The following is a 22,523-nucleotide window of genomic DNA, read 5'->3' as shown; positions in this document are numbered from 1 at the left end:
GCATCTTGGGTTCAGGTTTAGCCACGATGAAACTGTGCGCTGGAAAATCATGTCCGCGCGTTGATGACATATTCAGGCCACCAAAAACAGGTTCTTAGACGTCTACCCTTAACCATTCGTCGGCCTCTTCAAACATCTCTTCAAGCAGACGGTTAAGAATAGCCTTATCACTTTTACTGGCATCGGTGTTAATACTGTTCGCCTGCATCGGTTTAACCTTGACCACGGAGTCAGGAAATACGCGGTGTACCCGCTTGGTCAATTCAGCCAGGATCAGACTATTGGCTCCCGGTATTTCTTTCACGTTCCGCTTATCATAAATCAGTTCAATACGCATGATTTCACCCCTTAAATTAATATACTGGTTGAATATACAGTATTGTCTGATGGTTTGCCAAATGGTTTTAAAGATGGCGTCGGGTAAAAGTGGGAGGAAAATCGGCGGGCAGTTTCCGGTGAGTTAAAAACGGTAATGATCTGGTGTTAGCGGGCTTGTTGCAAAAAATGGAATTGTCATGAAAACTGAGGCTATTCATCTCTTCTTCAGTGAGTCCACATCGCCCCTAGCGATTTCAAATGGAAACATTTTGCTCCCGAGATCATCCTGTGGTGCTTACCTTGGTAAGCTTCAACCGCGATGAGTTATGCCAATGTCAGCGATATGCTGGCAGAGCGTGGGATTTCCGTTCATCGCTCTTTGATATTTGGCTACGTCGTGACGAACCTGAACGTCGAGTGCGGGAAAGATCCGCTTTTATGAATCAGCTCTTTAATATTGAGACGGTTTTAGCTTAATTATTCCACCCATTAATGAGTAAAATCACTGACTCTCATTATTTGCAACAACCCCCTTCACTCGGTACTTTGATTTGTGCTGGAAAATTAGCAAAGAAACCACCATGAAAAATACTTCCTAATCCAGATTTGTATTTTTCGTAGTCACAATCACTTAGTAGCATAATAATTGCGCGGTGCTCTCCATTGACTTTTATATAGTCATTTGAAGAGGCAGATAATCGAATGTGAGTATATTTCATAATGGGTTCTTTTTTAGTAAAAAAAAGCCCTTATCTCCGTCGGTTTGATAAGGGATGCCAAACGGCCAACACCAGGGAAACATTAATATAGTTGCAGGATAATATATAAATAGAGCGATAACGTATGATTTAAGTCAAATTTATAACCAATTAATTGATTTTATTGATGAGTTTAATTAGCAAGCTAATTATTATCAATATAATTAAAATGAAATGTTAATTTTAAGGCTCTATTTACCATCGCTAAATCCCACCCATAAAAAAACCAACCGCAATGGGTTGGTTTTTAAGAGATTATTTGGTCGGCATGAGAGGATTTGAACCTCCGACCCCCGACACCCCATGTCACCCGTCTCTAACCTTTGAAACCCGCATAGACACTGGCTTTCACTTGGATTAACTGTATAAACAAACAGTGCATTTTTTACGATTTTCACTCTATACACATCAACGACTTAGGGTATGGTTTTACCATTCCTCAAACTGCAATTTCCCCGTGCGGAACTTCCACCCATGCAACATGGTTCTCTGTATAAATCTGCGTTGATTTAGCATCGCTATGAGCCATGCGAGCTTGCGGATCCATGCCTTGTATTTTAAACATGTGGGCGGCGAGGGCGCGGATCTCATGAAATGTTGGGCGTTGCTCAAAGGGCAATTTAGAACCTACACCGACTTGATCTCGTAACGTAGAAAACGCCCGACTCAAATAATCAGGTGCCACTTGGGTTGGGTGGCGAACTTCTTTGCTGATGGGATTGCTACGATTGAGTGTTGACATCCTCCCCGCCCTAAAGGGCGAGGATTCCTACAGCGTTCAGACCGAAGCCTGACTCACCTCGGTGGGTTCCTGCTTCATCGAGCGGCCTAAAGCTGCCATCTCTCCACAGGCTAACGCGGCGTGTCCCGTCGCTAAAATATTACGAGCGCCGTTTATATCGGCGTTCTCTGTATATCCACATTCCAGACACGCGAACTGACTTTGTGACTGGCGGTTTTCTTTCGCTGTATGACCACAGCAGGCACATTTCTGACTGGTGTAGGCTGGATTAATTGCCAGCACCTGACCACCGCGCCAGAGCTGTTTGTACTCAAGCTGGCGGCGGAGTTCGTACCACCCCTGATCTAATATCGAACGGTTTAAGCCGGATTTTGCACGGACGTTGCCCCCATGCTGGCTTACCGTACCCGCTGCCGACTTTGACATGTTGGCAACCTTCAAGTCTTCAATGACGATCATTGCGTGGTTTTTGCTGATTGTCGTGCTGACTTTGTGAAGGTAGTCGCGGCGGATGTTTGCGATACGAGAGTGCAGCTTTTGTACTTTGCTTTTTGCTTTCTTCCAGTTGTTGCTGAACTTAACCTTACGGCTCATTACACGCTGGAGTCTGGCGAGTTTATTCTGGTTGGATTTAAAGCTGTTTACAGGCTCAAAAACAGTGCCATCAGAGAGCGTGGCGAGTCTTGCTACTCCTGCATCCAGACCAACCATTGATGTTGATTCATGTTGAGGTTCCGATACTTCGTATTCCGTCTGGATGCTGACGAACCACTTACCGCATGACTGGCTGACGGTGACGTTTTTCACCTCGCCTACAACCTGACGACTATTGCGGTAGCTGATCCAGCCCAATTTTGGCAACGATATGCGACTATTGTCCTGATCCAGCTTCACACCTTGCGGATAGCGGAATGAATCACTTTGCCCGCGTTTTTTAAACCGTGGGAATAATGCCCGTTTTTGGAAAAAGTTTTTATAGGCGCGTTCGAGGTCTTTTAACGCTTGCTGCAAAGACTGAGAAGGTGATTCTTTCAACCATTGAGTTTCAGGTTCTTTTTTCCACTCAACAAGCCATGCTGTCATTTTTGCATAGGGAGGGTATTTGTTTCCCGCTTCATGGTTTTCGTTCTGCAAGGCCAATGATTTATTAAATACAAAACGACATGCCCCAGCGAAGCGCCGCATATCGCGCTCCTGCTGACCATTGGGTTTTAACTGGAACTTGAAGGCTTGTAGTCGTTTCATATTGAGAATTATACTCTTGGCCTATGATAAAAAAAATTGATATTCGTCGAGGTAGACACTGCACCTTCCTGATGCATGTACACTTGGTGTTTGTCGCCAAATATCGACGCAAAGTATTTGATCAGGATGCTATCGAGAAGCTGAGAGGCTATTTTGCCAGCGTATGCGCTGATTTTGATGTCGAGCTAGTTGAGATGGATGGTGAAAGTGAGCATGTTCACCTGTTGATTAACTACCCACCAAAACTGGCAGTTTCCAGTTTAGTTAACAGCCTCAAAGGGGTATCAAGTCGGTTACTGCGTCGTGACCGCCCTGATATTGCGGCTCGGTATTATTACAAAGGCGTTCTGTGGACTCCGAGTTACTTTGCCAGTAGCTGCGGCGGCGCGCCAATATCCATCATCAGGCAATACATTGAGCAACAACAAACACTCAGTTAGGTGGAAAACCGTGCCTTATATCCCCGCCCTGAAGGACGGGGCTTTACGGCACACTGGGTAAAAATCATAAGAACGTATTGAGAAAAATAAGACAAACAATCAGTGAGTGCCCTAATGACTTTGCCCCGCTCAATTTTGAGCCTGCTGATTTCATTGATAAAAATGGTGAAGCACAGCCAATGTTTAAACTATCAAAAGACGGATACATGCTTGTAGTGATGGGTTTCACTGGTAGCGCGGCAATGCTGATAAAGATTCGATATATCCAGGCGTTTAACTGGATGGCAGAACAACTAAGCAGATGGCAGGAAGTAGGCGAGGAAGCCCAACACCGACATGCGCTAAAGGTTGCCAAGTCAGAAGTGAAGGCGAGGATCGGCAGTAACTTAATGAACCACCGCAAAAAAGAGAAAAAGCTTCTGGCATTGGAGTATGAGCAGATACTTTCGCTAACTCAGCCAAAGCTTCTCTTTGATTAATTCAGTGTGCAATTTTACGTTTTGCATGCAAATCAATTGGTTACAGATTGAGAGCCACTTTCACAACGGTTCTCAATCATTACTGACATAAACCACACAAGGCAAATAGAAGGCTTGCAGGACTACATCACTAACGTATGCCTGAAATAACCTAACAGGATAAATCATGAATGAAGCAAAACCACAAGACGGCAGTACGGTAAAAGGCTATCGAACACTAGCCCCAGAAGATATCGAAATGATGAACGAGATTAAGGGCGTCAGTCGTGACTTTCTCAAAAAGCTGGATTTTCTTAAATTCACACATGAAGGCGACCCGCAGGTTATGCGCTGGCTAGCAATCGCTCGCACAGATATGCAAACAGCCTGTATGGCTGCCTGTCGTGCAGTAGCTCGCCCGGATGATGATAGCTAGTCATTACAGATGGTATTCATTGAGTGCCATCGATAATGCGCAAACCAAAGTCACCTCGTTAACTCCGGCTCGCTGTGGGGGTTAATGCTGGTGGCTTTTCTATTTAGGGATAGATCATGGCAACTCTTAAGGATTTATCTAATCAGTTACAGTCGATAAAAAAGCAGATTCCCTTTGCTGCTGCTCAGGCGCTAACAAGTGTTGCACGCCAGATTGCCGCCGCTCAAAAAGTGGGTATGCAGCGCAATCTGGATAATCCGACCCCTTTCACTGTTAATTCTGTTGGCTCGTTTGGTGCCCGCAAAGACCGATTGCAGGCCAGAGTGTTTGTGCGTGATATTGCTGCTGGCTATCTGGAGCCATTCGAGTTCGGCGGGGTACATAAACTGAATGGCAAAGCGTTGCTGAACCCTAAGAACCTTAAGCTGAATAAATACGGCAACCTCACTCGCAACAAGATGAGCCAGCTCAAGGCTAAAGATAATGTCTTTGTAGGTGATGTGGATGGCGTTAATGGCGTATGGCAGCGGAAGAAAGTCAGCAAGGGTAAAAAGAATAAGAAGCGCCAGAAGCGATCGGCCAATGGCACCCACAGGCCGAGAGTGAAACAACGTGCGCCTAAGCTGCTGATCCGCTTTGGGAATGCGCTGACGGTCAAACCAACGCTGGGATATAGGGATCGCGCTAGCATCATGGCAGCGGCACTGATGCCGGGAGAGTTGACCAAGGCCATTCAGAATGCGCTGGCCACCGCCAAGCGATAGTGTTCCTCCTCAGAATTTTTTGGGTCCTTCCCACGACTTATTTACTGCACGGGCATTGCGCGCCGCGTTCTGCGTCTAGCTATGAACTTTTGAAATTTGGGTAACAGGTAACAACGAGGTAACAGATGAATCAGTCAGATTTTGCCAAACTTCACGATGTCAGCCGCAAAACGGTAACGACGTGGAAGGCGCGCGGCTGGCTGGTTTTGGCCGGTGATGACATCGATGTTGAGGCCTCAAACGCCAATATTGAACGCTTTCGCAAAACTGTTACCCGATCGGAGAAAAAAGTCGCAGGTAACACGCAAGGTAACAAACTGGGTAACAGACAGGGTAACAACACCAAAGGTAACAGATCGGGTAACAAGTCAGCGAAAGATGCGGCAGATTCACCGGCAAAAATTGTCGAGAAGATGATTGCCGAGAACGGCGTCGATATGACCATCGATGAAGCCCGCGAAATGAAAGAAAACTTTCTGGCGCTGCTTACCAGGCTTGAGTACGAGATCAAATCCGGGCAGGTACTCCCCTATAAAGAAATGACCGAGGCGGTAGGGCAAGAGTATTCCCGTATGCGAACCCGGTTGATTGCTATCGCTCCAGAACAGGGTCCCCGCTTGCGGGTTCTGGCCTCAACCACCGACGACGCGGAGTTTGTGACAGCACTGCAAGAAGTGGTTTATGAGGCAATGGAGGAATTAAGCCTTGATACCGATAACACCCGAGGGGACAGCTAATTTATCGGCCTGGGATAATTTCACCAAAGAGCTGTATCAACGAAGAAGCAATATCAAACCGCCCGAGCCGTTGTCATTGAGCGAGTGGGCCAATAAGTATGCGGTTTTGTCGAAGGAAACCAGTGCGCAAACCGGTCGCTTCCGTTCATTTGCCTATCAGGATGGCATGATGGATGCGATTACCGATCCCCGTGTTACACAGGTTTCGGTGATGAAATCAGCCCGCGTCGGCTACACCAAAATTCTCGACCATGTGATTGGCTATTATCTGGCACATGACCCCTCGCCAATTCTGGTGGTTCAGCCTCGGGTCGAAGATGCCGAGGATTACAGTAAAACCGAAATTACCCCGATGCTGCGCGATACTCCGGCCTTAAAAGCGATCTCGGGCGATCTGAAAGCCAAAAGCAGCAATCAAACTATCCTGAAAAAACAATTTCTCAACGGTTCGAATCTGACCCTGGTAGGCGCTAATAGCCCTGGCGGTTTCCGGCGTATTACCTGTCGCATCATTTTGTTCGATGAGGTGGATGGCTACCCTGTTTCCGGTGCTGGGGTGGATGGCGACCAAATAGCGCTGGGTACCAAACGTTCTGAAACCTTCTGGAACCGCAAAATAGTGCTGGGTTCGACGCCCACGGTTAAAGGGATCAGCCGAATTGAAAAAGCCTACGATGAGAGCGACCAGCGAAAGTATTACGTTCCTTGTCCGCAGTGCGGCGAATATCAAACGCTGGAATGGGGTGGGCCAGATACGCCTTACGGCATCAAGTGGGATAAAGATGCGGACGGGGTGGGCTTGCCAGACACGGCTTACTATGTCTGCCGTCACAATGGTTGTGTCATTCATCACAACGAAAAGGCTGGGATGGTAAAACGCGGGAAGTGGCAGGCAACAAAAACATTTAAAGGTCATGCCGGTTTTCATATCTGGGCGGGATACAGCCTGTTCCCTAATGCTGCTTGGAAATATCTGGTGGCTGAATGGTTGCGGGTAAAAGATGACGCTTTAATGCGCCAGACCTTTATCAACCTGGTCTTGGGTGAACCTTATGAAGATCGCGGCGAGAAAGCCCTGAGCGAAAAGAAACTGATTGAACGCTGTGAACTCTTCGCCGCAGAAGTGCCGGATGGTGTGGCGGTATTAACCGCCGGTATTGATACGCAAGATGACCGCTTTGAAATTGAGGTGACGGGGTGGGGCAAAAATGAAGAAAGCTGGTCAGTTGCTTTTGATGTCATTGAGGGGGATTTGCAAACTGACGAGCCTTGGTTGCGGCTGGATGCCTATCTGAAACAAATCTGGCGGCGAGCTGATGGCAGAGGTTTTACCATTATGGCCGCTTGCATGGATTCCGGTGGTCACCATACCCAGAAGGTGTACGAGTTTGCCAAAGAGCGGCTTGGTCGGCGTATTTGGGCGATAAAAGGGGAATCCGCGCGTGGGGGGAAACGCTCTCCGGTCTGGCCGACTAAAAAGCCTTCGTCCCGTTCAAAATCCCAGTTCAGGCCGATTATTTTAGGCGTTAATGCGGCTAAAGATGCCATTCGCTCTCGTCTACATATTGATCTCCCGGCACCGGGTAGCGAATCGGCGGGCTGCATGCACTTTCCAGCCGATCGGGATCTGCATTATTTCAGCCAATTACTGGCGGAGCGTTCGGTAGTCAAAATTTCAGGTGGGCAACGTTATCGGGTCTGGGAGCAACTACCGGGTCGGGCTAATGAGGCGCTGGATTGCCGGGTCTACAGCTACGCGGCTTTATGTGGTTTGCTGCATTTGGGTTTCAAACTCAATCAAACCGCAGACAAAATTCTGACTCACCCCGAGCGGTTGTTACCGCCGCCAGTTGAGGTCGAAGAAAAAAACAGTCTGCGCCTGCCCGGAGCCATTATCAAAGAATCAGATCCTCCTTCACCTAAACGCATTGCCAGACGGCTGGCATAAGGATTTCTATGTTCGATGCAAACACCAGCCTGTTGGCCGGTGCGATGACTCGCGCCCAATTACAGGAAGCATTAACCCGCGCGCAGCAGGCTTATATCGAGCTGTCTTCTGGCGCGAAAGGGGTGTCGTTTTCTTATGCACAGGGTGATGGTACTCGGTCAGTGACCTATCAACAGACCGATATCAGTGGCCTTGTGGGGCTTATTCAGCTTTTGCAGGCTCAGTTAGGCATTGTTAAGCGTTCACGCAGGGCGCTGAGGTTTCGTTACTGATGAAAAATGAAGTGAGGATATTGGGGCCGGATGGCCGCCCACTGGCACCCTCACGCTCCCGTGCATCCATGCTAAACGGATCGGGTGGTGTGCCTTACGACGCTGCTGATTCATTCAGCGATTCAATGGCTAACTGGCAACCGGCGCTATGGTCGCCGGATAATGAAATCAATATTTACCGTGACCGGGTGGTTTCCCGCGTCCGCGACATGGTGCGTAACGATGGCTGGGCATCTGGCAGCGTTACCCGCATTCTGGATAACGCTGTTGGCGCGGATTTCCGGCCACTGGCTAAAGTGGACTATCGCACTCTGGCGTTGATGACCGGCAATAAAGCCTTTGATGCCAAATGGGCAGATGAATATGGTCGCGCGGTAGAGTCGGGGTGGCGTACTTGGGCAAACGATCCGGGGCGTTACAGCGATGTCGAGCGCAAGAAAACCGTGTCCCAATTGTTACGGCTGGCTTTTCGCCACAAACTGACGGATGGCGATGCGCTGTGCGTGATGCAATATCGGCCCGATCGTCTCGGTTACGGACGGGCGCAGTATGCCACCGCGATGCAGGTGGTTGACCCAGACCGGTTGTGTAATCCGCAGCAGAATTTTGATATGCCGACTATTCGCGGTGGCGTGGAAATCGATGCAGATGGCGTGCCGGTGGCCTACCACATCCGTAAGGCTCATATGGGTGACTGGTGGAGTGGTGCGGCAACCATGACCTGGGAGCGTATTCCCCGTGAAACGCCGTGGGGACGTCCGATTGTTATTCATGATTTTGACGCAGAGCGGGCTTCCCAACATCGGGGCATCAGTATTTTTACCCCGATAGTACAGCGCCTGAAAATGTTGATTAAGTACGATCAGGTGGAGCTGGAAGCTTCCATTCTGAATTCCGTGTTTGCCGCCTATATCACCTCACCTTATGACCCTCAGTTAGTCGGCGATGCGCTGGATAATGATGATGTCAGCAAGTATCAGGATCTGCGTCGAGAGTTTCACGATGAGAAGCGAATTTCTCTGCAATCTGGCGCGCGTATTCCCATTCTGGCACCAGGGGAGTCGATGACCACGCTTAACGCGGCCAGACCGACCAGCAACTTTACGGCGTTTGAAAGTGCCGCTTTGCGCAACGTGGCGGCGGCGCTGGGCATTTCCACCCAACAGTTAACGCAGGACTGGTCTGATGTGAATTACAGTTCAGCCCGTTCAGCCATGCTGGAGGCGTGGAAAACCCTGACTCGTCGGCGGGATGATTTTGCCGCAGGAATGGCTCAGCCCATTTTGTCGTGCTTTATCGAAGAACTGCATGATTTAGGTGAGGTTCCTTTACCTGCGGGTGCGCCGGATTTCCTTGCTGCTAAAGCGGCATATTGCCGTGCTCAATGGATGGGGCCAGGTCGCGGCTGGGTCGATCCAGTTGCCGAGAAGAAAGGCGCCATTCTAGGCATGGAAGCCGGGCTATCCACCCTCGAAATGGAGGCGGCCGAAAACGTGGGCGAAGACTGGGAAGAATTGCTGGATCAGCGCCAGCGGGAACGTCAGGCCTATATCGAACGAGATTTACCTATCCCCACCTGGCTGCAAGCCGAAACCTTTGCACCTGACCAACAACAAAAACCGGAGGCACCGTGAATTTACCGCACTTGGCTCAGCGGCTGTTCAATACCCCGTTGGCGCTACATCCGCGCAAAGCGGAAGTGGTGATGGCCGCGCTGACCGACAGATTCGGCCTGACCCGCATTCAGTCCAGTACTGACTGGGGTGACGACGATGATGAAGTTTTTACCCGCAAAGGCCGGGATACTGGCTATGACGTCGTTGAGGGGATTGCCATCATTCCTATTCAGGGCACCTTGGTGCAGAAACTGGGGAGTTTGCGCCCCTACAGTGGCATGACGGGCTATGACGGCATCCGCGCCTGTTTTCTCCGGGCGCTGTATGACAAAACCGTCAAGGGTATTTGCCTGGATATTGATTCGCCCGGCGGTGAGGTGGCCGGATGTTTTGATCTGGTTGATGAAATTTATGCTTCTCGTGGGCAAAAGCCGATCTGGGCCATCTTGTCAGAGAATGCCTATTCGGCGGCTTACGCGCTGGCGAGTGCCGCCGACCGGATTGTGGTACCGCGAACCGGTGGCGTGGGGTCGGTGGGGGTGATTGTGATGCATGTGGATTGGTCGCAGCGTATCAAAGCCGATGGCCTACAGGTGACCATCATTACCTACGGCGATCGCAAGGCTGAATCTAACCCTTACACCCCGTTAAGTGAAGAGGCACAGCAGTCCATCCAGTCTGATGTTGATGAAATGGGGCGCTTATTTGTCAGTACCGTTGCCCGCAATCGCGGGATAGCAGAAAAAATCATTCGGGATACTCAGGCGGCCTGCTTGTTGGCCGCTGACGGCGTGCAACTGGGGCTGGCTGATGAAGTGGCCGCACCGGATACCGCATTCCGGGCTTTATTAAACCAAGTTGGAGAAGAGTAATGGCGAAAATTAAAGGTTTTTCTCACCTGTTTGGCCGTGGTGCCAAGGCATCTGAAGAAAATGAAGAGGATAAGGATAAGGATAAGGATAAGGAAAAGTCGAAGAAGGCTAAAGGCCGTCATGCTGAAGAGGATGAGGATCAGGACGATAACGAAGACGAGGAAAAAAACGGCAAAAAAGCCAAGGGGCGTCGCGCTGAAAGCGATGATGACGATCAGGATGAAAAAGACCCTGATGCAGAAGACGACAGCGATGACGCCGATGCGGATGAGGGGGAAGACGATGACGGCGATGATGAAGACGAAGACCGCAATGTTAAAAAGGGTCGTCGGGCTGAGCGTAAGCGCTGTGCAAGGATTTTTGGCAGCAAACATGCAGCGGGTCGCGTGGATTTAGCCGCTTCACTGGCGTTGAACTCCGGCATGAGTTCTGCCGCAGTTATTCGCGTGCTGGCCTCAACTTCAGCGGCGACCCCCGCAGCATCAACCCCTCGCAAGCGTTCTCTGGATGAGCGGATGCAGGCGTTGGGTAATGTGCAAGTGGGTCAGGATGCGGCCGATGCCCCAAGCGGCTCGGCTCAGGCGCTGGTCAGTAAAATGACGGGTTTGTATAACCAAACGGTAGGTAAAAAATCATGAATGAGATAGGACAGAATAGTTTTACTCCCGGCGTCACTCAGGCGGTTTTTGTTCCGGATCAACTGGTCAGTGGGCCGCTGCAACTGGTCACCGATACCGTCAGCCTTTCTGCGGGTGTTCTGCGACGGGGTACGGTTTTGGGGCAAATCACGACGACTAAAGCCTATATCCAATCGGTTAAAACGGCGACGGATGGCAGTCAAGTACCTTGCGCTATTTTGGTTGATGACGCCGATGCCACGACTGGTGCAGTTCAGGCTGGGGTTTATCTGATGGGCGAGTTTAATCAACATCGGGTTATTTTTGATGACAGCTGGACGCTGGCCGATCTTGCTGTGGCTCTTCGTCCGTATTCTATTTTCCTCCGTAGCAGCCTGACCGCGTCTAATACCTAACTCTGTTTGTCTGTATTGACTGATGCCATTTCTTTGGTAGGGCGTTGCACGTCTTCATTCCGTCCGGCAGCGCAGGTTGTCGGGCTATTTTATAGAGAGATTTCATGAATATTTTTGATACCAATGTGTTGGTGCAGACCGTCCCCAACCTGAAAACCTCACAAAATTTCTTACTCGACCGATTCTTTCCCAACGTGGTGACCTCTGATACCGAGTTTGTGTCCATCGATGTGGATGTAGGGCAGCGTCGTATGGCTCCGTTCGTTTCGCCGCTGGTGCAGGGCAAGCTGGTAGAAAGTCGCCGTCTGCAAACCAATACCTTTAAACCGCCGTACATCAAAGATAAGCGCGCACCTGATCTGCGTAAGCCAATCCGTCGCCAGATTGGTGAGCGGATTGGTGGCGAGTACACCGCCGCCGAGCGTGAAATGCTAAATCTGCAATTCGAAATGGCCGATCAGATCGATATGGTCAACCGCCGACTGGAGTGGATGGCCGCCAATGCGCTGGCGTCCGGTACCATCACCGTCACCGGTGAAGGTTTTGACACCACCGTGATTGATTTTGGTCGTTCTGCCGCGTTAACCGTCGCCCTCAGTGGTAGTGACAAATGGCCGATGGTGGTTGCGGCAGGGGCAACCAACGACAAGCCTTCGCAAGATATTGAGTTGTGGCAGACTCAGGTACTGAAAGACTCTGGTGCAGTCGTGACCGACCTGGTGTTTACCACCTCGTCATGGCGCGCGTTCCGACTGGATACCACCATCAAAGACAACGCCATCGTCTTCCCGGCATTAAGCCCGTTTGGCAATCAGATTGATGCCGGTGCGCGCGTGGGCAAAGGCGCGGTGTATAAAGGCCGTTGGGGTCAGTTTGATTTGTGGCTCTATAACGATTGGTACATTGACCCGGTTGATGGGGTTGAAAAACCGATGCTGGCTGATGGCTTGGTCATTATGTCCGGTGCCGATTTGATGGGAACGCGCAGCTTTGCCGCTATTCTCGATCCGGCCTTCAACTATGGTCCCATGGCCTATGCGCCGAAAAGCTGGCTTCAGGAAGATCCGGCTCAACGTTTCCTGCTGATGCAATCTTCCCCGCTGGTGATTCCAAGCCGGGTCAATGCCACTCTGTGCGCAAAGGTGGTGTGAGATGGCGAAGCAAAAAGAGATCCCGGATGAGTCAGGGGTAGAGATAGAGAAAACTATCCCTGCGGAACAGTTTGAAGGGACTGACACTCAGTTAGAAACACCTGATGGAGAAGATCAGGCATTCCCCGGTGACACGGACTCTCTCAGCACCACGGTTGTGGTGCTTAAGGGGCGTTCAGTGAAGCATAACGACACGCTCTATCTCGAAAGCAATACCTTGGTTCTCGATGATCTTGACGATGTGGTCACTCTGATTGATGCAGGTTTTGTCATTACGTTGGATGCTTTGAGAAAGCAAGCCGCTGCCCGCGAAGCAGCCGGTGCGCCGATGATTCAGGTTAACAATGGCGTTATCGTCACTCAGGAAGGCTAGCGTATGGGCATCCACTGGGATCAGCATCTTCTTGCGCCATTGCATTCGGTATTTGGCGATCCGGTTGAATACCGGCCTGCGGGTGGCGCCGCTTACACCGTCAGCGGTATCTTTGACCGGGCGTATACGCAGGATATTGAACCGCTCGACGATGGCAGCACCATCAATACCACTAAGCCGGTTTTAGGCGTAAGAGACAGTGAATTTCGTTCGCTGCCTAAACAGGGTGACCGGGTATTTATTGCTGTGGCCGGTGGCGTGACCATCAATACGCTGTTCACCGTGTCGGACGTTCAGCCCGATAGTCACGGTGGCAGTAAACTGATTCTTAATCAGGTCAAAAAAACATGAATACAGCTCAGGTAAGAGAACGGGTGGTGGCGGCTCTACAGGGGAATACCGACGCAGATCACCGTGTTTATTCTCCGCGTGACTGGCCAACCACCGAAGAGATGTATCCGGTACTGCTGATCCAAACCTTGATTGAGGAAAAACAGTCACTGGGTCGTAACGCCCCGCAGTTCAATACCATCACTACCGTTCGTATCACTGGTCGCCTGCAAGAGTTTGACAGTGAACTCGCCGATGATGGCGCGGTAAAAGCGGAGCTGGCCTTAGAGCGGTTGCGCGATCAGGTCGAGCGGGCGGTGATTAATAGCTATGAACTGACGCGGAAAATTCAGCAATTCGCGCGAGTACGCTCCACGATTGATATTGATTCCTCGGGCGAAGGGCATATGGCTCAACTGCTGATGGAATTGGATATTGAATATTACCAAGGCCCGGAAGATTTCTATCCTATCGATGCCGAGCCGCTGGCGGGTATTGACGTCACTATTGCCATGCCCGATGGCGCACCAGAACCGCTGGTAGCTATCAACCTTTAGGAGTCAATTCCATGATTGTACAACCCGTAACCGGTCGCTCAGTACGCGATCCGGTGAAGGGCACCTTTTTGCCTGAAACTGGCGCAGAGGTTCCCGACAATTCTTTTTGGCGTCGCCGATTAAATGACGGTGACGTGGTGTGCGTTCCAGAGCCGAAAGTGAAACCCGCACCTGAAGCCACTCAAGTGGAGAAAAAACCATAATGACCCTTCCTTTTAGCCATATTCCGAACAACCTGCGGACGCCGCTTTTCTTCGCCGAGTTCGATAATTCGCAGGCAAACTCGGCAACCACTACGCAGCGCACCTTAATTATCGGGCAAATGCTGGCAGCGGCCACACTTCCACCTAATGTACCGGTACTGGTTTCTTCTGTGGCCACCGTGGCCGGGTTATGCGGTGCGGGTTCGATGTTGCAGGGGCAAATGGCCGCGTATCTGGCGAATGATATTGCCGGTGAGATTTATATCTTACCCTTGAGCGATGCAGAAGCGATGGTGGCGGCAACCGGTAAAATCACGGTGACCACTCCGGCATCGGCTACGGGCGCGATTTCACTGTATATCGCCGGTATTCGGGTGCAGATTGCGGTGGTGGCCACTGATGACGTTGCCACCATTGCCACGGCGTTGACCACAGCAATTAATGCGGCCACGGCTTTACCCGTGATAGCGACGGCGGCGGCGGGGGTGATTACCTTAACCGCCAAAAATAAAGGTGCTCACGGCAACGCGATTGATGTGCGCCTGAACTATCTGGGCAGTGCCGGTGGGGAAAACACGCCGGACAGTCTGGCACTGACGATCACCCCGATGTCGGGCGGCGCCGGTGCGCCGGAACTGGATGATGCCCTGGCTAATTTGCAGGATCGCACCTTTGATTTCATCATCAATCCGTACACTGATACAGCGTCTCTGAATAAACTCAAAGACTTTTTATCGGACAGTACCGGTCGTTGGAGTTACGCCGAACAGTTGTATGGTCACAGCTTTGCCGCCCAATCGGGCACTTACGGCCAACTGACGGCGGCTGGGGAATTACGTAACGATCAGCATGCTTCCCTATTGGGGGTGAATGGCTCGCCAACACCAAGTTACATCTGGTCAGCGGCTTATGTCGGCGCGATTGCACAAAGTTTGCGTAACGATCCGGGGCGTCCGTTGCAAACGCTGAGTATCGCCGGTGTGCTGGCTCCGCCGCTGGCCAGCCGCTTTACTCTGACCGAGCGTAATAACCTGCTGCACAGCGGCATATCCACGGTCACGGTGGCCGATGACGGTACGGTGCAAGTGGAGAATATCATTACCACCTACCAGAAAAACGGATTTGGCGCAGAGGATGACAGCTATTTGCAGATTGAAACGCTGTTTTTGCTGATGTTTATTACTCGCTATATGCGAACTCAAGTGACCTCGAAATTTGCCCGTATGAAACTCGCTGCTGACGGTACCCGTTTCGCCCCCGGATCAGCCATTATCACGCCCAACGTGATCCGCGCAGAGTTGATTGCCCAGTATCAGGCGCTGGAATTTAGCGGTTATGTGCAGGATGCGAAAGGTTTTGCCAAAGGGTTGATTGTCGAAAAGAGCGCCAGCAACCCCAATCGGGTCGATGTGCTGTGGACGGGCGTTCTGATTAATCAGTTACGTATTTTTGCTGTTCTTAACCAATTCCGCCTGCAGGCGTCAGCATAAGGGATCGATTTTATGGGTGATACAAGAAACCGTCTGGCCGGTACCGCCTTTGTCACGGTAGACGGACTGACCATCATGGTGGCGGGGCAGTTTAAATACAGCCCGTCACGGGTCAAGCGTGAGACGTTAACCGGCATGGATGGGGTACACGGTTATAAAGAAACCTTCAGCGCCCCATTTATTTCCTGCCAGATCCGCGATAGTGGCGGAACCTCAATCAGTGATTTTAACGAACAGACCAACGTCAGCATCATCTGTGAACTGGCGAACGGTAAAACCATTATCGGCAGCGGCATGTGGTCGGTGAATACGCAGGAAGTGGACAGTACGGAAGCGACGGCGGATATTCGCTGGGAAGGCGGCTCGGTCACGGAGAATTAATATGTCTGAATTAGAACGCACGAAAACAATTACCCTCGTTAAACCGATCGGCCACGAAGCCATGAAAACCACCTATGAAGCGATTGAACTGAGCGAACCGGTACTGCTTCAGGTTCAGCAGTTTTATGATGAACAGGCCAAATCAGGTGCACTCAGTGCAATGGGATTATTAATTTCTCTGGTGTCTAATGTACCGCGTGAAGCCATTAAAAAGATGGCTTTCACCGACTACAAGGCCTGCGAGGTCTACATGATGAGTTTTTTAGCTTACTCCCCTCAGCCGGAGAGTGGGGTAACGAGCTAGCAGATGTGACCTATTACTATGGGTGGGGGCCAATGGATGCCTGGCTCCTGACCTATAGCCGATTGCAGTGGTGGTATCAGCAGGCCAATCGGATCAATCAAATTAAGGTGAGTAGTTATGGCTAATGCTTTTGATTTTGAACTGGTGGCCAACGATCAGGTAACGGCGACTATTCACCGTATTGACGAGGCGGTAAAGAAACTGGTTCCCCAGTTGGATAAAACCCGTGATGGTTTACAGCTTGGCGGGAATGAGTCTGTCGAAGGGCTGGATAGTATCAACGATAAATTGCAAGGAATGGGACAGTTCGCGCGTGAAGGCGTCCAGTTTATCGGTGATCTGGTACCGCCATTAAAAATGGTCGGGGAATTAGGTGGTAAGGCGTTAAAGTTTGGTGGTATAGCCGCGGCCGGTGGGTATGTTATCCACGGTTTAGCCAAAGGCTTGGGCGAGGCGGCCGGTAATGCATATCAACTGGATACGGCGGCAAAAAATGCGGGTATGTCGGTTGATAATTTTAGCCGGATCAGCGGCGCGATGCAGATATTAGGGATCGATAGTGATTCAGCCCGGCAATCTGTTGAAGGATTATATAAGACGTTTAATGATCCACTATGGGCGCGTAATGATACGACGCAGGCGCTGCTGGTTCAGAACGGAATACAGATCGAACGCCTTAAAAACGGTACGGCGGATGTCTACAAAACACTAGAAAATGTGGCAAAGATATTCCCTAAACTTGCCCCGCAGACGCAGAAAACATTGGCTGATGCATTAGGTCTAGACGAAAACCTTCTTTCGTTAATGCGCGAAGGCTCTCAATACAAAGAGCTATTGGCAAAGGCGGATAAATTCGGTTTAACGGTTGACCCTCAGACCAATGCACAACTCACCGAGCTGGATCGCCAGTTATCTGAGGTGAGCGCAGCTTGGGATGGGTTAAAGCAGCGAGCCTCTAATAAATTCTATGCTGCGATATTATCCGATGGTTCAGTGAAAGACGGGATTGAGGGGGCGACCGATGTGGTATCCAATGGTGTAGACAGTATATCTCTTTCCCATTTACTGGGGTTTAATCGGGGCGATGAGGCTAACCAGTTACGCCGTGGCTATAACGACCCTGAATTTTATAAATCATTGAATGAATGGGATAAAGTTGGGTTAGACTACGGCATGATGACCGATGGGTTCAGGAGTAAATATCAGGAATATTATGGACCTAAAGATGAGAAAGAAAAACAAGAGTCCGCTACGTCAATAAATACGCCTTACATGCTCCCCGGGGATGGTCAACAGCAGGCCAGACTGACACAACTTGAATCGAAGTATAATTTGCCACCCACCATTCTGGATCGGGTCTATCAAGCTGAGTCGGGGCGGGGAAAAAATTTGCTGTCGCCAAAAGGGGCACAAGGACCGTTCCAGTTTATGCCTCCAACGGGCAGAGATTATGGATTAAATACCACAGAAGATCGTATGGACTTCAATAAATCAAGTGAAGCTGCAGCCAAGTATCTTTCTGATTTGCTTAAAATGTTCGATGGTGATGTCAATAAGGCTATTGCGTCTTATAACTGGGGACAGAATAACGTCAAAAAGCATGGCTTAGAAAAAGCACCTGCCGAAACTCGTCATTATCTACAAAAAATCATGCCGGGTTTACCGCCGATTCATCCTCAATCAAGTGAAGAGACTTTCAATTCAAGCACTACACCCAATATTAATGGTGACCAGCGAGCTTCTATTCTAACCTCAGGTAACGATAACGCTGGAAGTAGCCAGGATATAGCCAACGCTATTATGCAGGCGATGGCAGGCAATAAAACGGAGATAGAACTGACGTTCATTGATGCCAGTAGTGGAGAGCGTAAGATTATTACCAGCAAGTCGGGAGGGCGTGTAGCAACCTCAATGAATTACCCGGGTTAATTCAACTTAATTGTATGTCTGACGTGTTCTAAATATACTTCAATGGTTTGGTTAATAACTGGCTGGAGATTCGTTTGAAGCATATTTTATTGTTGATTATCTTCATATCTTTTCCCTTGTTAGCAGGGCCTGTTGATATAGGGGCGGCTAGAAGCGCCGCAGGTATCTGGGGGCTTGGTTGTAACTATGGAAATTCTTATTTAAAAAGACTTCTCAATGGAGAGGATAGGGCTGAAGCAATGGCTTTAGAACTACATCATCTGGATGAGAAAATAAAAAGCACCATCTCATTTTATGAAAAAGGAAGCTCTATAGATAAAGATGAAAAGGCATTTATTTTGGGACTATCTAGCAAGTACTCTATCGATGGATTTAAATCTAAAGTTCACGACGCCCCAATTAATTGTGAAGCATCATCGAGGGTAGTGGAGATAAAAATTCTTAGATCATTGTTGGGTGATGTTGAAGCTAAAAGCGAACTTGCTAATTGGGATTATTACAAATACCAATAAATCAAAAATCGCCTTATCAAGATAGTCAACCCAACCTAATGGTGAATTGGCGACTAAAGAATTGAATCCCGGATCAGCAATCCAAAAAATGTAGCCACTTTATTGTAAGCCCGCCTTTGTGCGGGTTTTTTGTTTTCTGGAGGCATAAATGTCACTGATCGGCAGCGCCCTTTCTGACTTATTAGGTACCAGTGGCGATAGCTGGAAATGGCAGGAACATTTGCATCCCGCCTCTTTCCGTGGTGTTCCCTTTGCCGTTGTTACCGGCGAGGGGGTTTTTGGGCGTCGGCAGGCGATGCACGAATATCCCTATCGGGACACCGCCTGGTCGGAAGATATGGGGCGGGCTACCCGCCGTATGACCATCCGGGGGTTTCTGGTGCAAAGCAGCCAGCTTTATAACGCGCCGGATGTGATGACCCAGCGTGACTCCCTGATTGCCGCCTGTGAAGAAGCGGGACCCGCCACGCTGGTGCATCCTACTTTGGGCGAAATGACCGTCAGCATAACGGAAAGCGGTCTCAGGATTAACGAAGGGGCTGAATGTGGGCGGGTTTTCGAATTCACGTTAACCATCATTGAAACGGGGTTGCGCGTTTTTGCCATCACCAGTTCGGCTGATGCGGTTTCCTCTGTCAGCACATCATGGTTCGGGCTGGCCAGCAAAACCGCTACTGGATTTATTGCCACGGTAAAAGGGGAAATTCGTGCGGTTAATCAAACGATAAAAACCCTGAAAAACACGGCCCAATTTTGGGTGAAGATGGTCAATAGCACGGTCAATGAAGCGACCAATCTGGGGAACACGCTGCGTTCAACCTTTGGCAGTACCCGTTATGGCCGCTTTAATTTCGGTAGCGTTGGGGGTAGTGCCAATGGTGCAACCGGTAATCGTGTTCAGCAACCGGATGCTGCCGATTTCTCCGGGCTGGTCTCCCAGCATCTGGCGCTGGCGGTAACGGGCCGAGCCACTATCACACAAGCCAGCGCTGCATTCATCAACGCGGCCTCGGTTGAGGACTATGCCATTGCCGCTGAGCGATTGGTCAGCGCCATTATGACGGATGCCGTGAGTGCCCTGGATTTGATCCGGATAATGGAAACTCTGTCATCAGAGAATAATGACGATGTTTTTTATGCCAACAGCAGTGATACCCGTATAGCCCAGGCAGCCAATCACATGATGGTCGTACTCTGTGCCGGGTCAATGGTTTATGCCGCGTCGCAGTTTCAGCCTGAAAGTTATGATGAGGCCAGTGCGCTACTGGCTCGCGTGTGTGATGTGGTTGATCATGCCGCGCTGGCCGCTGCCGATAGGGGTCATGATGATGAATACCGCTCACTGAACGATATGCGCCAGTCCATCGTGACCTTGCTACAACAGGCCGGGGCCAACTTATCCCGTCTGGAAATACAGCGTTTTAATCGCTCCCTGCCTGCATTGAATATTGCCAACCGACTGTATCAGGATGCGTCCCGTAGCGACGGTCTAGTCAGTATGGCTAATCCCGTCCATCCGGCCTTTATGCCCACCCGATTTAAGGCGTTAAGCTCATGAATGACGAACTGACATTGAAAATCGGCGGCAAGTTAATTTCAGGCTGGGATCAGGTGCGGGTGACCCGCAGCATCGAGCGGCTGCCCAGTGATTTCGATTTGTCGTTGATGGATCTTTATCCCGGAAGTGATAACCAGCAATGGGTTAATCCGGGCGATCCCTGTGTGGTGATGCTGGGTCAGGATGTGGTGGTGACCGGCTATATCGACCGCTGGGCACCGATGATCAGCAAAACGCGCCATGAAGTCCGAGCCACCGGTCGCAGCAAATGCCAGGATTTGGTCGATTGCTCCGCTGAATGGCCCAATAACGTGATCAGTCAATCCACGGCATTGCAGATAGCCCAGAAACTGGCCGCGCCCTATGGGGTATCGGTAGCGACCGATGTCACCGATTTGGATATTGTGCCGCAATTTACCCTGAACTGGGGTGAATCGTCTCAGGAAGTCATCGACCGCATTACCCGCTGGGCGGCGTTGCTGTACTACGACCTGCCAGACGGCAGTTTATACCTGACCCGCGTCGGTACCCGTAAAGCCGCCAGCGGCGTGGCGCAGGGGACCAATATCGAAAAAGCCGCCTTTAACTCCGGTATAGATGAGCGCTTCTCTGACTATATTGGTGTTTCCATGTCAGTCAGCCAGTTACAGGAACAGGTTCAGGATGCGGGATATGGTTCGGTGACTCTGGCAAGGAGTCGCGATCCAGAGGCAGCCCGGATGCGTTATCGCAATCGCATTATTATTGTCGAAAGTACCATGAAGGCGGCTCAACTGGCACAGCGGTGCATTGATTGGGAAATGAACCGCCGTTACGGACGTTCAAAAGAACTGTTGGTCACCGTGGATAGCTGGCGGGACAAGGACGGCAAACTGTGGGAACCCAACACCCTGATCCCGATTGATGTACCAGTTTTTGGTTTAAAGGATGAACTGTGGTTATTGGCCGAAGTGACCTATCTAAAAGACGATTACGGTACCACGGCGCAGATGGTCTTGATGCCGCCAGCCGCGTTCACCGTTCAGCCTTACCAGTTCTATAGCAACCTGATGGAGATAGCTCACTGATGAATGATTCAGGGCAACTTTCCCGATTATACCGGCAAGTCAAAATGATGCTTGGGGTGGGGCGGGTGACGGCTTCCAGCGATGCCGGCAGCGCCCAAACGGTGCAATACCAGACCCCGCTGGAAGTCCGTGGCAACACGCCTCGCATGGCGGAGTTCGGTTTTTCTTCTGCACTTCCCGTTGGTTCTGATGTGGTCATTGGTTTTCTTGGCGGTGACCGTTCGAGCGCTGTGATCATTGCCTCTAACCATCAAGCCTATCGCCATACCGGCTTAGTTGCGGGGGAAACGGTGATTTATTCTCAGTGGGGGCAGTTTATCAAGCTGACAGAGGCGGGGATTATTATTGAGGCTAACAACCAGCCGGTAACGGTCAATAACGCTAACGAAGTCACCATTAATGCGACCGACAGCGTGCTGATGAAAACGCCAATATTGAAAGTCACCGGCGATATTATTGATCACTGCGAAAGCAATTCGGCCACCCTGAAAACGCTGCGTGAGGCCTATAACAGCCATAAGCATCCGGTTAAAAATGTGCAAGGGGGCAGTGCCACCATCACCAGTGAGCTGCCCGGATCGGGGGTGAAATGACAGATATTACCACCCTCTGGAATGTTAACGAATCCATCGGCGACTGGTCGCAATCCGCGGGGCTTGGGCTGGCTGACGGCGATGACCTGAAAACCGCCATTCTTATCAGCCTGTTTACTGACCGGCAGGCCCGCGCTGATGATGTGCTGGACGATGCCGATCGGCGCGGTTGGTGGGGAGATACCGATACCGAGCAGGCCATCGGCTCCCGCCTGTGGTTGTTACGCCGCCAGAAATTGACCACCCAGGTTGCCATCAAGGCAGAGGATTACGCCCGTGAAGCGCTGGCGTGGCTGATTTCGGATCAGGTTGTCAGCAGCATCAACGTCGCCGCCCAAATCATCTATCCCAACCGCTTAAATCTGATCATCCGTTACCAGCAGCCGGGTAAAACCCAGACTGCGGTTAAATTCTCATGGGTATGGGAGCAATAATT

28 protein-coding genes, 1 tRNA gene and 2 pseudogenes are annotated in these 22,523 nt (G+C 50.5%); 26 read left to right on the top strand and 5 right to left on the bottom strand.

The window, feature by feature from the left end:
• Positions 1-94 precede the first annotated feature (94 nt).
• The gene (locus tag DJ39_RS13920; protein ID WP_004717805.1) at positions 95-337 is read right to left on the bottom strand and encodes a DinI family protein; all 243 of its coding nucleotides are present in this window, start codon (positions 335-337) and stop codon (positions 95-97) included.
• A gap of 219 nt (positions 338-556) precedes the next feature.
• Between DJ39_RS13920 and DJ39_RS17575 the strand changes: the two are divergent.
• A pseudogene (locus DJ39_RS17575) lies at positions 557-718 on the top strand (IS6 family transposase); the annotation flags it as partial.
• A 115-nt stretch (positions 719-833) separates the two neighbouring features.
• Here DJ39_RS17575 and DJ39_RS17570 read toward each other — a convergent pair.
• The 4 genes and pseudogenes from DJ39_RS17570 to DJ39_RS13910 all read right to left on the bottom strand — a co-directional run bounded on the left by DJ39_RS17570 (position 834) and on the right by DJ39_RS13910 (position 3,063).
• Complete coding sequence (locus tag DJ39_RS17570) at positions 834-1,037, bottom strand: DUF1883 domain-containing protein (RefSeq protein ID WP_071665716.1); 204 nt, start codon at positions 1,035-1,037, stop codon at positions 834-836.
• Positions 1,038-1,336: 299 nt separating this feature from the next.
• Positions 1,337-1,409 (bottom strand) — tRNA-Pro (locus DJ39_RS18020).
• A gap of 106 nt (positions 1,410-1,515) precedes the next feature.
• Positions 1,516-1,812, bottom strand: a pseudogene (locus tag DJ39_RS13915) (site-specific integrase); the annotation flags it as partial.
• A gap of 42 nt (positions 1,813-1,854) precedes the next feature.
• Complete coding sequence (locus DJ39_RS13910; RefSeq protein WP_038251485.1) at positions 1,855-3,063, bottom strand: RNA-guided endonuclease InsQ/TnpB family protein; 1,209 nt, start codon at positions 3,061-3,063, stop codon at positions 1,855-1,857.
• Positions 3,064-3,086: 23 nt separating this feature from the next.
• Here DJ39_RS13910 and tnpA point away from each other — a divergent pair, with 23 nt between their 5' ends.
• The 25 genes from tnpA (at position 3,087) to DJ39_RS13785 (ending at position 22,521) form a co-directional block, all read left to right on the top strand.
• Positions 3,087-3,503, top strand: a complete 417-nt coding sequence (gene tnpA, locus DJ39_RS13905) for an IS200/IS605 family transposase (RefSeq protein ID WP_038251221.1) — start codon at positions 3,087-3,089, stop codon at positions 3,501-3,503.
• A gap of 77 nt (positions 3,504-3,580) precedes the next feature.
• The gene (locus DJ39_RS13900) at positions 3,581-3,982 is read left to right on the top strand and encodes a Rha family transcriptional regulator (protein ID WP_004722893.1); all 402 of its coding nucleotides are present in this window, start codon (positions 3,581-3,583) and stop codon (positions 3,980-3,982) included.
• Positions 3,983-4,148: 166 nt separating this feature from the next.
• Positions 4,149-4,397 carry an Acb2/Tad1 domain-containing protein gene (locus DJ39_RS13895; protein WP_004722892.1) on the top strand — a complete coding sequence of 83 codons (249 nt, stop codon included), beginning with the start codon at positions 4,149-4,151 and terminating at the stop codon, positions 4,395-4,397.
• Between the two features lie 116 nt (positions 4,398-4,513).
• The gene (locus DJ39_RS13890) at positions 4,514-5,161 is read left to right on the top strand and encodes a hypothetical protein (protein WP_004722890.1); all 648 of its coding nucleotides are present in this window, start codon (positions 4,514-4,516) and stop codon (positions 5,159-5,161) included.
• A 125-nt stretch (positions 5,162-5,286) separates the two neighbouring features.
• Positions 5,287-5,898 (top strand): hypothetical protein, encoded by a 612-nt coding sequence (locus tag DJ39_RS13885; protein WP_004722889.1) that lies wholly within the window; start codon positions 5,287-5,289, stop codon positions 5,896-5,898.
• Positions 5,870-7,846 (top strand): phage terminase large subunit family protein, encoded by a 1,977-nt coding sequence (locus tag DJ39_RS13880; RefSeq protein ID WP_099511735.1) that lies wholly within the window; start codon positions 5,870-5,872, stop codon positions 7,844-7,846. Before DJ39_RS13885 ends, DJ39_RS13880 begins: the two co-directional genes overlap by 29 nt.
• Positions 7,847-7,854: 8 nt before the next feature.
• Positions 7,855-8,118 carry a gpW family head-tail joining protein gene (gene gpW / locus DJ39_RS13875; RefSeq protein ID WP_049688012.1) on the top strand — a complete coding sequence of 88 codons (264 nt, stop codon included), beginning with the start codon at positions 7,855-7,857 and terminating at the stop codon, positions 8,116-8,118.
• A complete protein-coding gene (locus tag DJ39_RS13870) occupies positions 8,118-9,752 on the top strand; it encodes a phage portal protein (protein WP_004722885.1) in 1,635 nt (544 codons plus the stop codon). Before gpW ends, DJ39_RS13870 begins: the two co-directional genes overlap by 1 nt.
• Complete coding sequence (locus tag DJ39_RS13865; RefSeq protein ID WP_038245669.1) at positions 9,749-10,606, top strand: S49 family peptidase; 858 nt, start codon at positions 9,749-9,751, stop codon at positions 10,604-10,606. Before DJ39_RS13870 ends, DJ39_RS13865 begins: the two co-directional genes overlap by 4 nt.
• Positions 10,606-11,244 carry a hypothetical protein gene (locus tag DJ39_RS13860; RefSeq protein WP_038251481.1) on the top strand — a complete coding sequence of 213 codons (639 nt, stop codon included), beginning with the start codon at positions 10,606-10,608 and terminating at the stop codon, positions 11,242-11,244. Before DJ39_RS13865 ends, DJ39_RS13860 begins: the two co-directional genes overlap by 1 nt.
• Positions 11,241-11,639 carry a head decoration protein gene (locus DJ39_RS13855; protein WP_038245663.1) on the top strand — a complete coding sequence of 133 codons (399 nt, stop codon included), beginning with the start codon at positions 11,241-11,243 and terminating at the stop codon, positions 11,637-11,639. The genes DJ39_RS13860 and DJ39_RS13855 overlap by 4 nt, the downstream gene beginning before the upstream one ends.
• 104 nt (positions 11,640-11,743) lie before the next feature.
• A complete protein-coding gene (locus DJ39_RS13850) occupies positions 11,744-12,790 on the top strand; it encodes a major capsid protein (protein WP_004722877.1) in 1,047 nt (348 codons plus the stop codon).
• A 1-nt stretch (position 12,791) separates the two neighbouring features.
• Entirely contained in the window at positions 12,792-13,163 is a 372-nt protein-coding gene (locus tag DJ39_RS13845) for a hypothetical protein (protein ID WP_004722876.1), read from the top strand.
• A 3-nt stretch (positions 13,164-13,166) separates the two neighbouring features.
• Positions 13,167-13,514: a head-tail joining protein gene (locus DJ39_RS13840; RefSeq protein ID WP_004722873.1), complete on the top strand. Its 348-nt coding sequence runs from the start codon at positions 13,167-13,169 to the stop codon at positions 13,512-13,514.
• On the top strand, positions 13,511-14,050 hold the full coding sequence (locus DJ39_RS13835) for a hypothetical protein (RefSeq protein ID WP_038251479.1): 540 nt from the start codon (positions 13,511-13,513) through the stop codon (positions 14,048-14,050). The genes DJ39_RS13840 and DJ39_RS13835 overlap by 4 nt, the downstream gene beginning before the upstream one ends.
• Positions 14,051-14,061: 11 nt before the next feature.
• Complete coding sequence (locus DJ39_RS13830) at positions 14,062-14,253, top strand: DUF2635 domain-containing protein (protein WP_038243432.1); 192 nt, start codon at positions 14,062-14,064, stop codon at positions 14,251-14,253.
• A complete protein-coding gene (locus DJ39_RS13825; protein ID WP_004722869.1) occupies positions 14,253-15,743 on the top strand; it encodes a phage tail sheath subtilisin-like domain-containing protein in 1,491 nt (496 codons plus the stop codon). Before DJ39_RS13830 ends, DJ39_RS13825 begins: the two co-directional genes overlap by 1 nt.
• A gap of 12 nt (positions 15,744-15,755) precedes the next feature.
• Positions 15,756-16,124 carry a phage tail tube protein gene (locus DJ39_RS13820; protein WP_004722867.1) on the top strand — a complete coding sequence of 123 codons (369 nt, stop codon included), beginning with the start codon at positions 15,756-15,758 and terminating at the stop codon, positions 16,122-16,124.
• Position 16,125: 1 nt separating this feature from the next.
• On the top strand, positions 16,126-16,428 hold the full coding sequence (locus DJ39_RS13815) for a phage tail assembly protein (protein WP_004722866.1): 303 nt from the start codon (positions 16,126-16,128) through the stop codon (positions 16,426-16,428).
• A gap of 117 nt (positions 16,429-16,545) precedes the next feature.
• The gene (locus DJ39_RS13810; protein WP_004722864.1) at positions 16,546-18,357 is read left to right on the top strand and encodes a transglycosylase SLT domain-containing protein; all 1,812 of its coding nucleotides are present in this window, start codon (positions 16,546-16,548) and stop codon (positions 18,355-18,357) included.
• Between the two features lie 74 nt (positions 18,358-18,431).
• Positions 18,432-18,869: a hypothetical protein gene (locus tag DJ39_RS13805; RefSeq protein WP_038243437.1), complete on the top strand. Its 438-nt coding sequence runs from the start codon at positions 18,432-18,434 to the stop codon at positions 18,867-18,869.
• Between the two features lie 148 nt (positions 18,870-19,017).
• On the top strand, positions 19,018-20,427 hold the full coding sequence (locus tag DJ39_RS13800; protein ID WP_004722860.1) for a DNA circularization protein: 1,410 nt from the start codon (positions 19,018-19,020) through the stop codon (positions 20,425-20,427).
• A complete protein-coding gene (locus DJ39_RS13795; RefSeq protein WP_038243442.1) occupies positions 20,424-21,494 on the top strand; it encodes a phage baseplate assembly protein in 1,071 nt (356 codons plus the stop codon). The genes DJ39_RS13800 and DJ39_RS13795 overlap by 4 nt, the downstream gene beginning before the upstream one ends.
• On the top strand, positions 21,494-22,087 hold the full coding sequence (locus DJ39_RS13790; protein WP_038251478.1) for a phage baseplate assembly protein domain-containing protein: 594 nt from the start codon (positions 21,494-21,496) through the stop codon (positions 22,085-22,087). The genes DJ39_RS13795 and DJ39_RS13790 overlap by 1 nt, the downstream gene beginning before the upstream one ends.
• The gene (locus tag DJ39_RS13785) at positions 22,084-22,521 is read left to right on the top strand and encodes a phage GP46 family protein (RefSeq protein ID WP_038251476.1); all 438 of its coding nucleotides are present in this window, start codon (positions 22,084-22,086) and stop codon (positions 22,519-22,521) included. Before DJ39_RS13790 ends, DJ39_RS13785 begins: the two co-directional genes overlap by 4 nt.
• Positions 22,522-22,523 lie beyond the last annotated feature (2 nt).

Origin of the sequence: Yersinia ruckeri ATCC 29473 (assembly GCF_000754815.1) — a bacterium.
GTDB lineage: Bacteria > Pseudomonadota > Gammaproteobacteria > Enterobacterales > Enterobacteriaceae > Yersinia > Yersinia ruckeri.
This window is presented reverse-complemented; position numbering and strand designations above follow the sequence as displayed.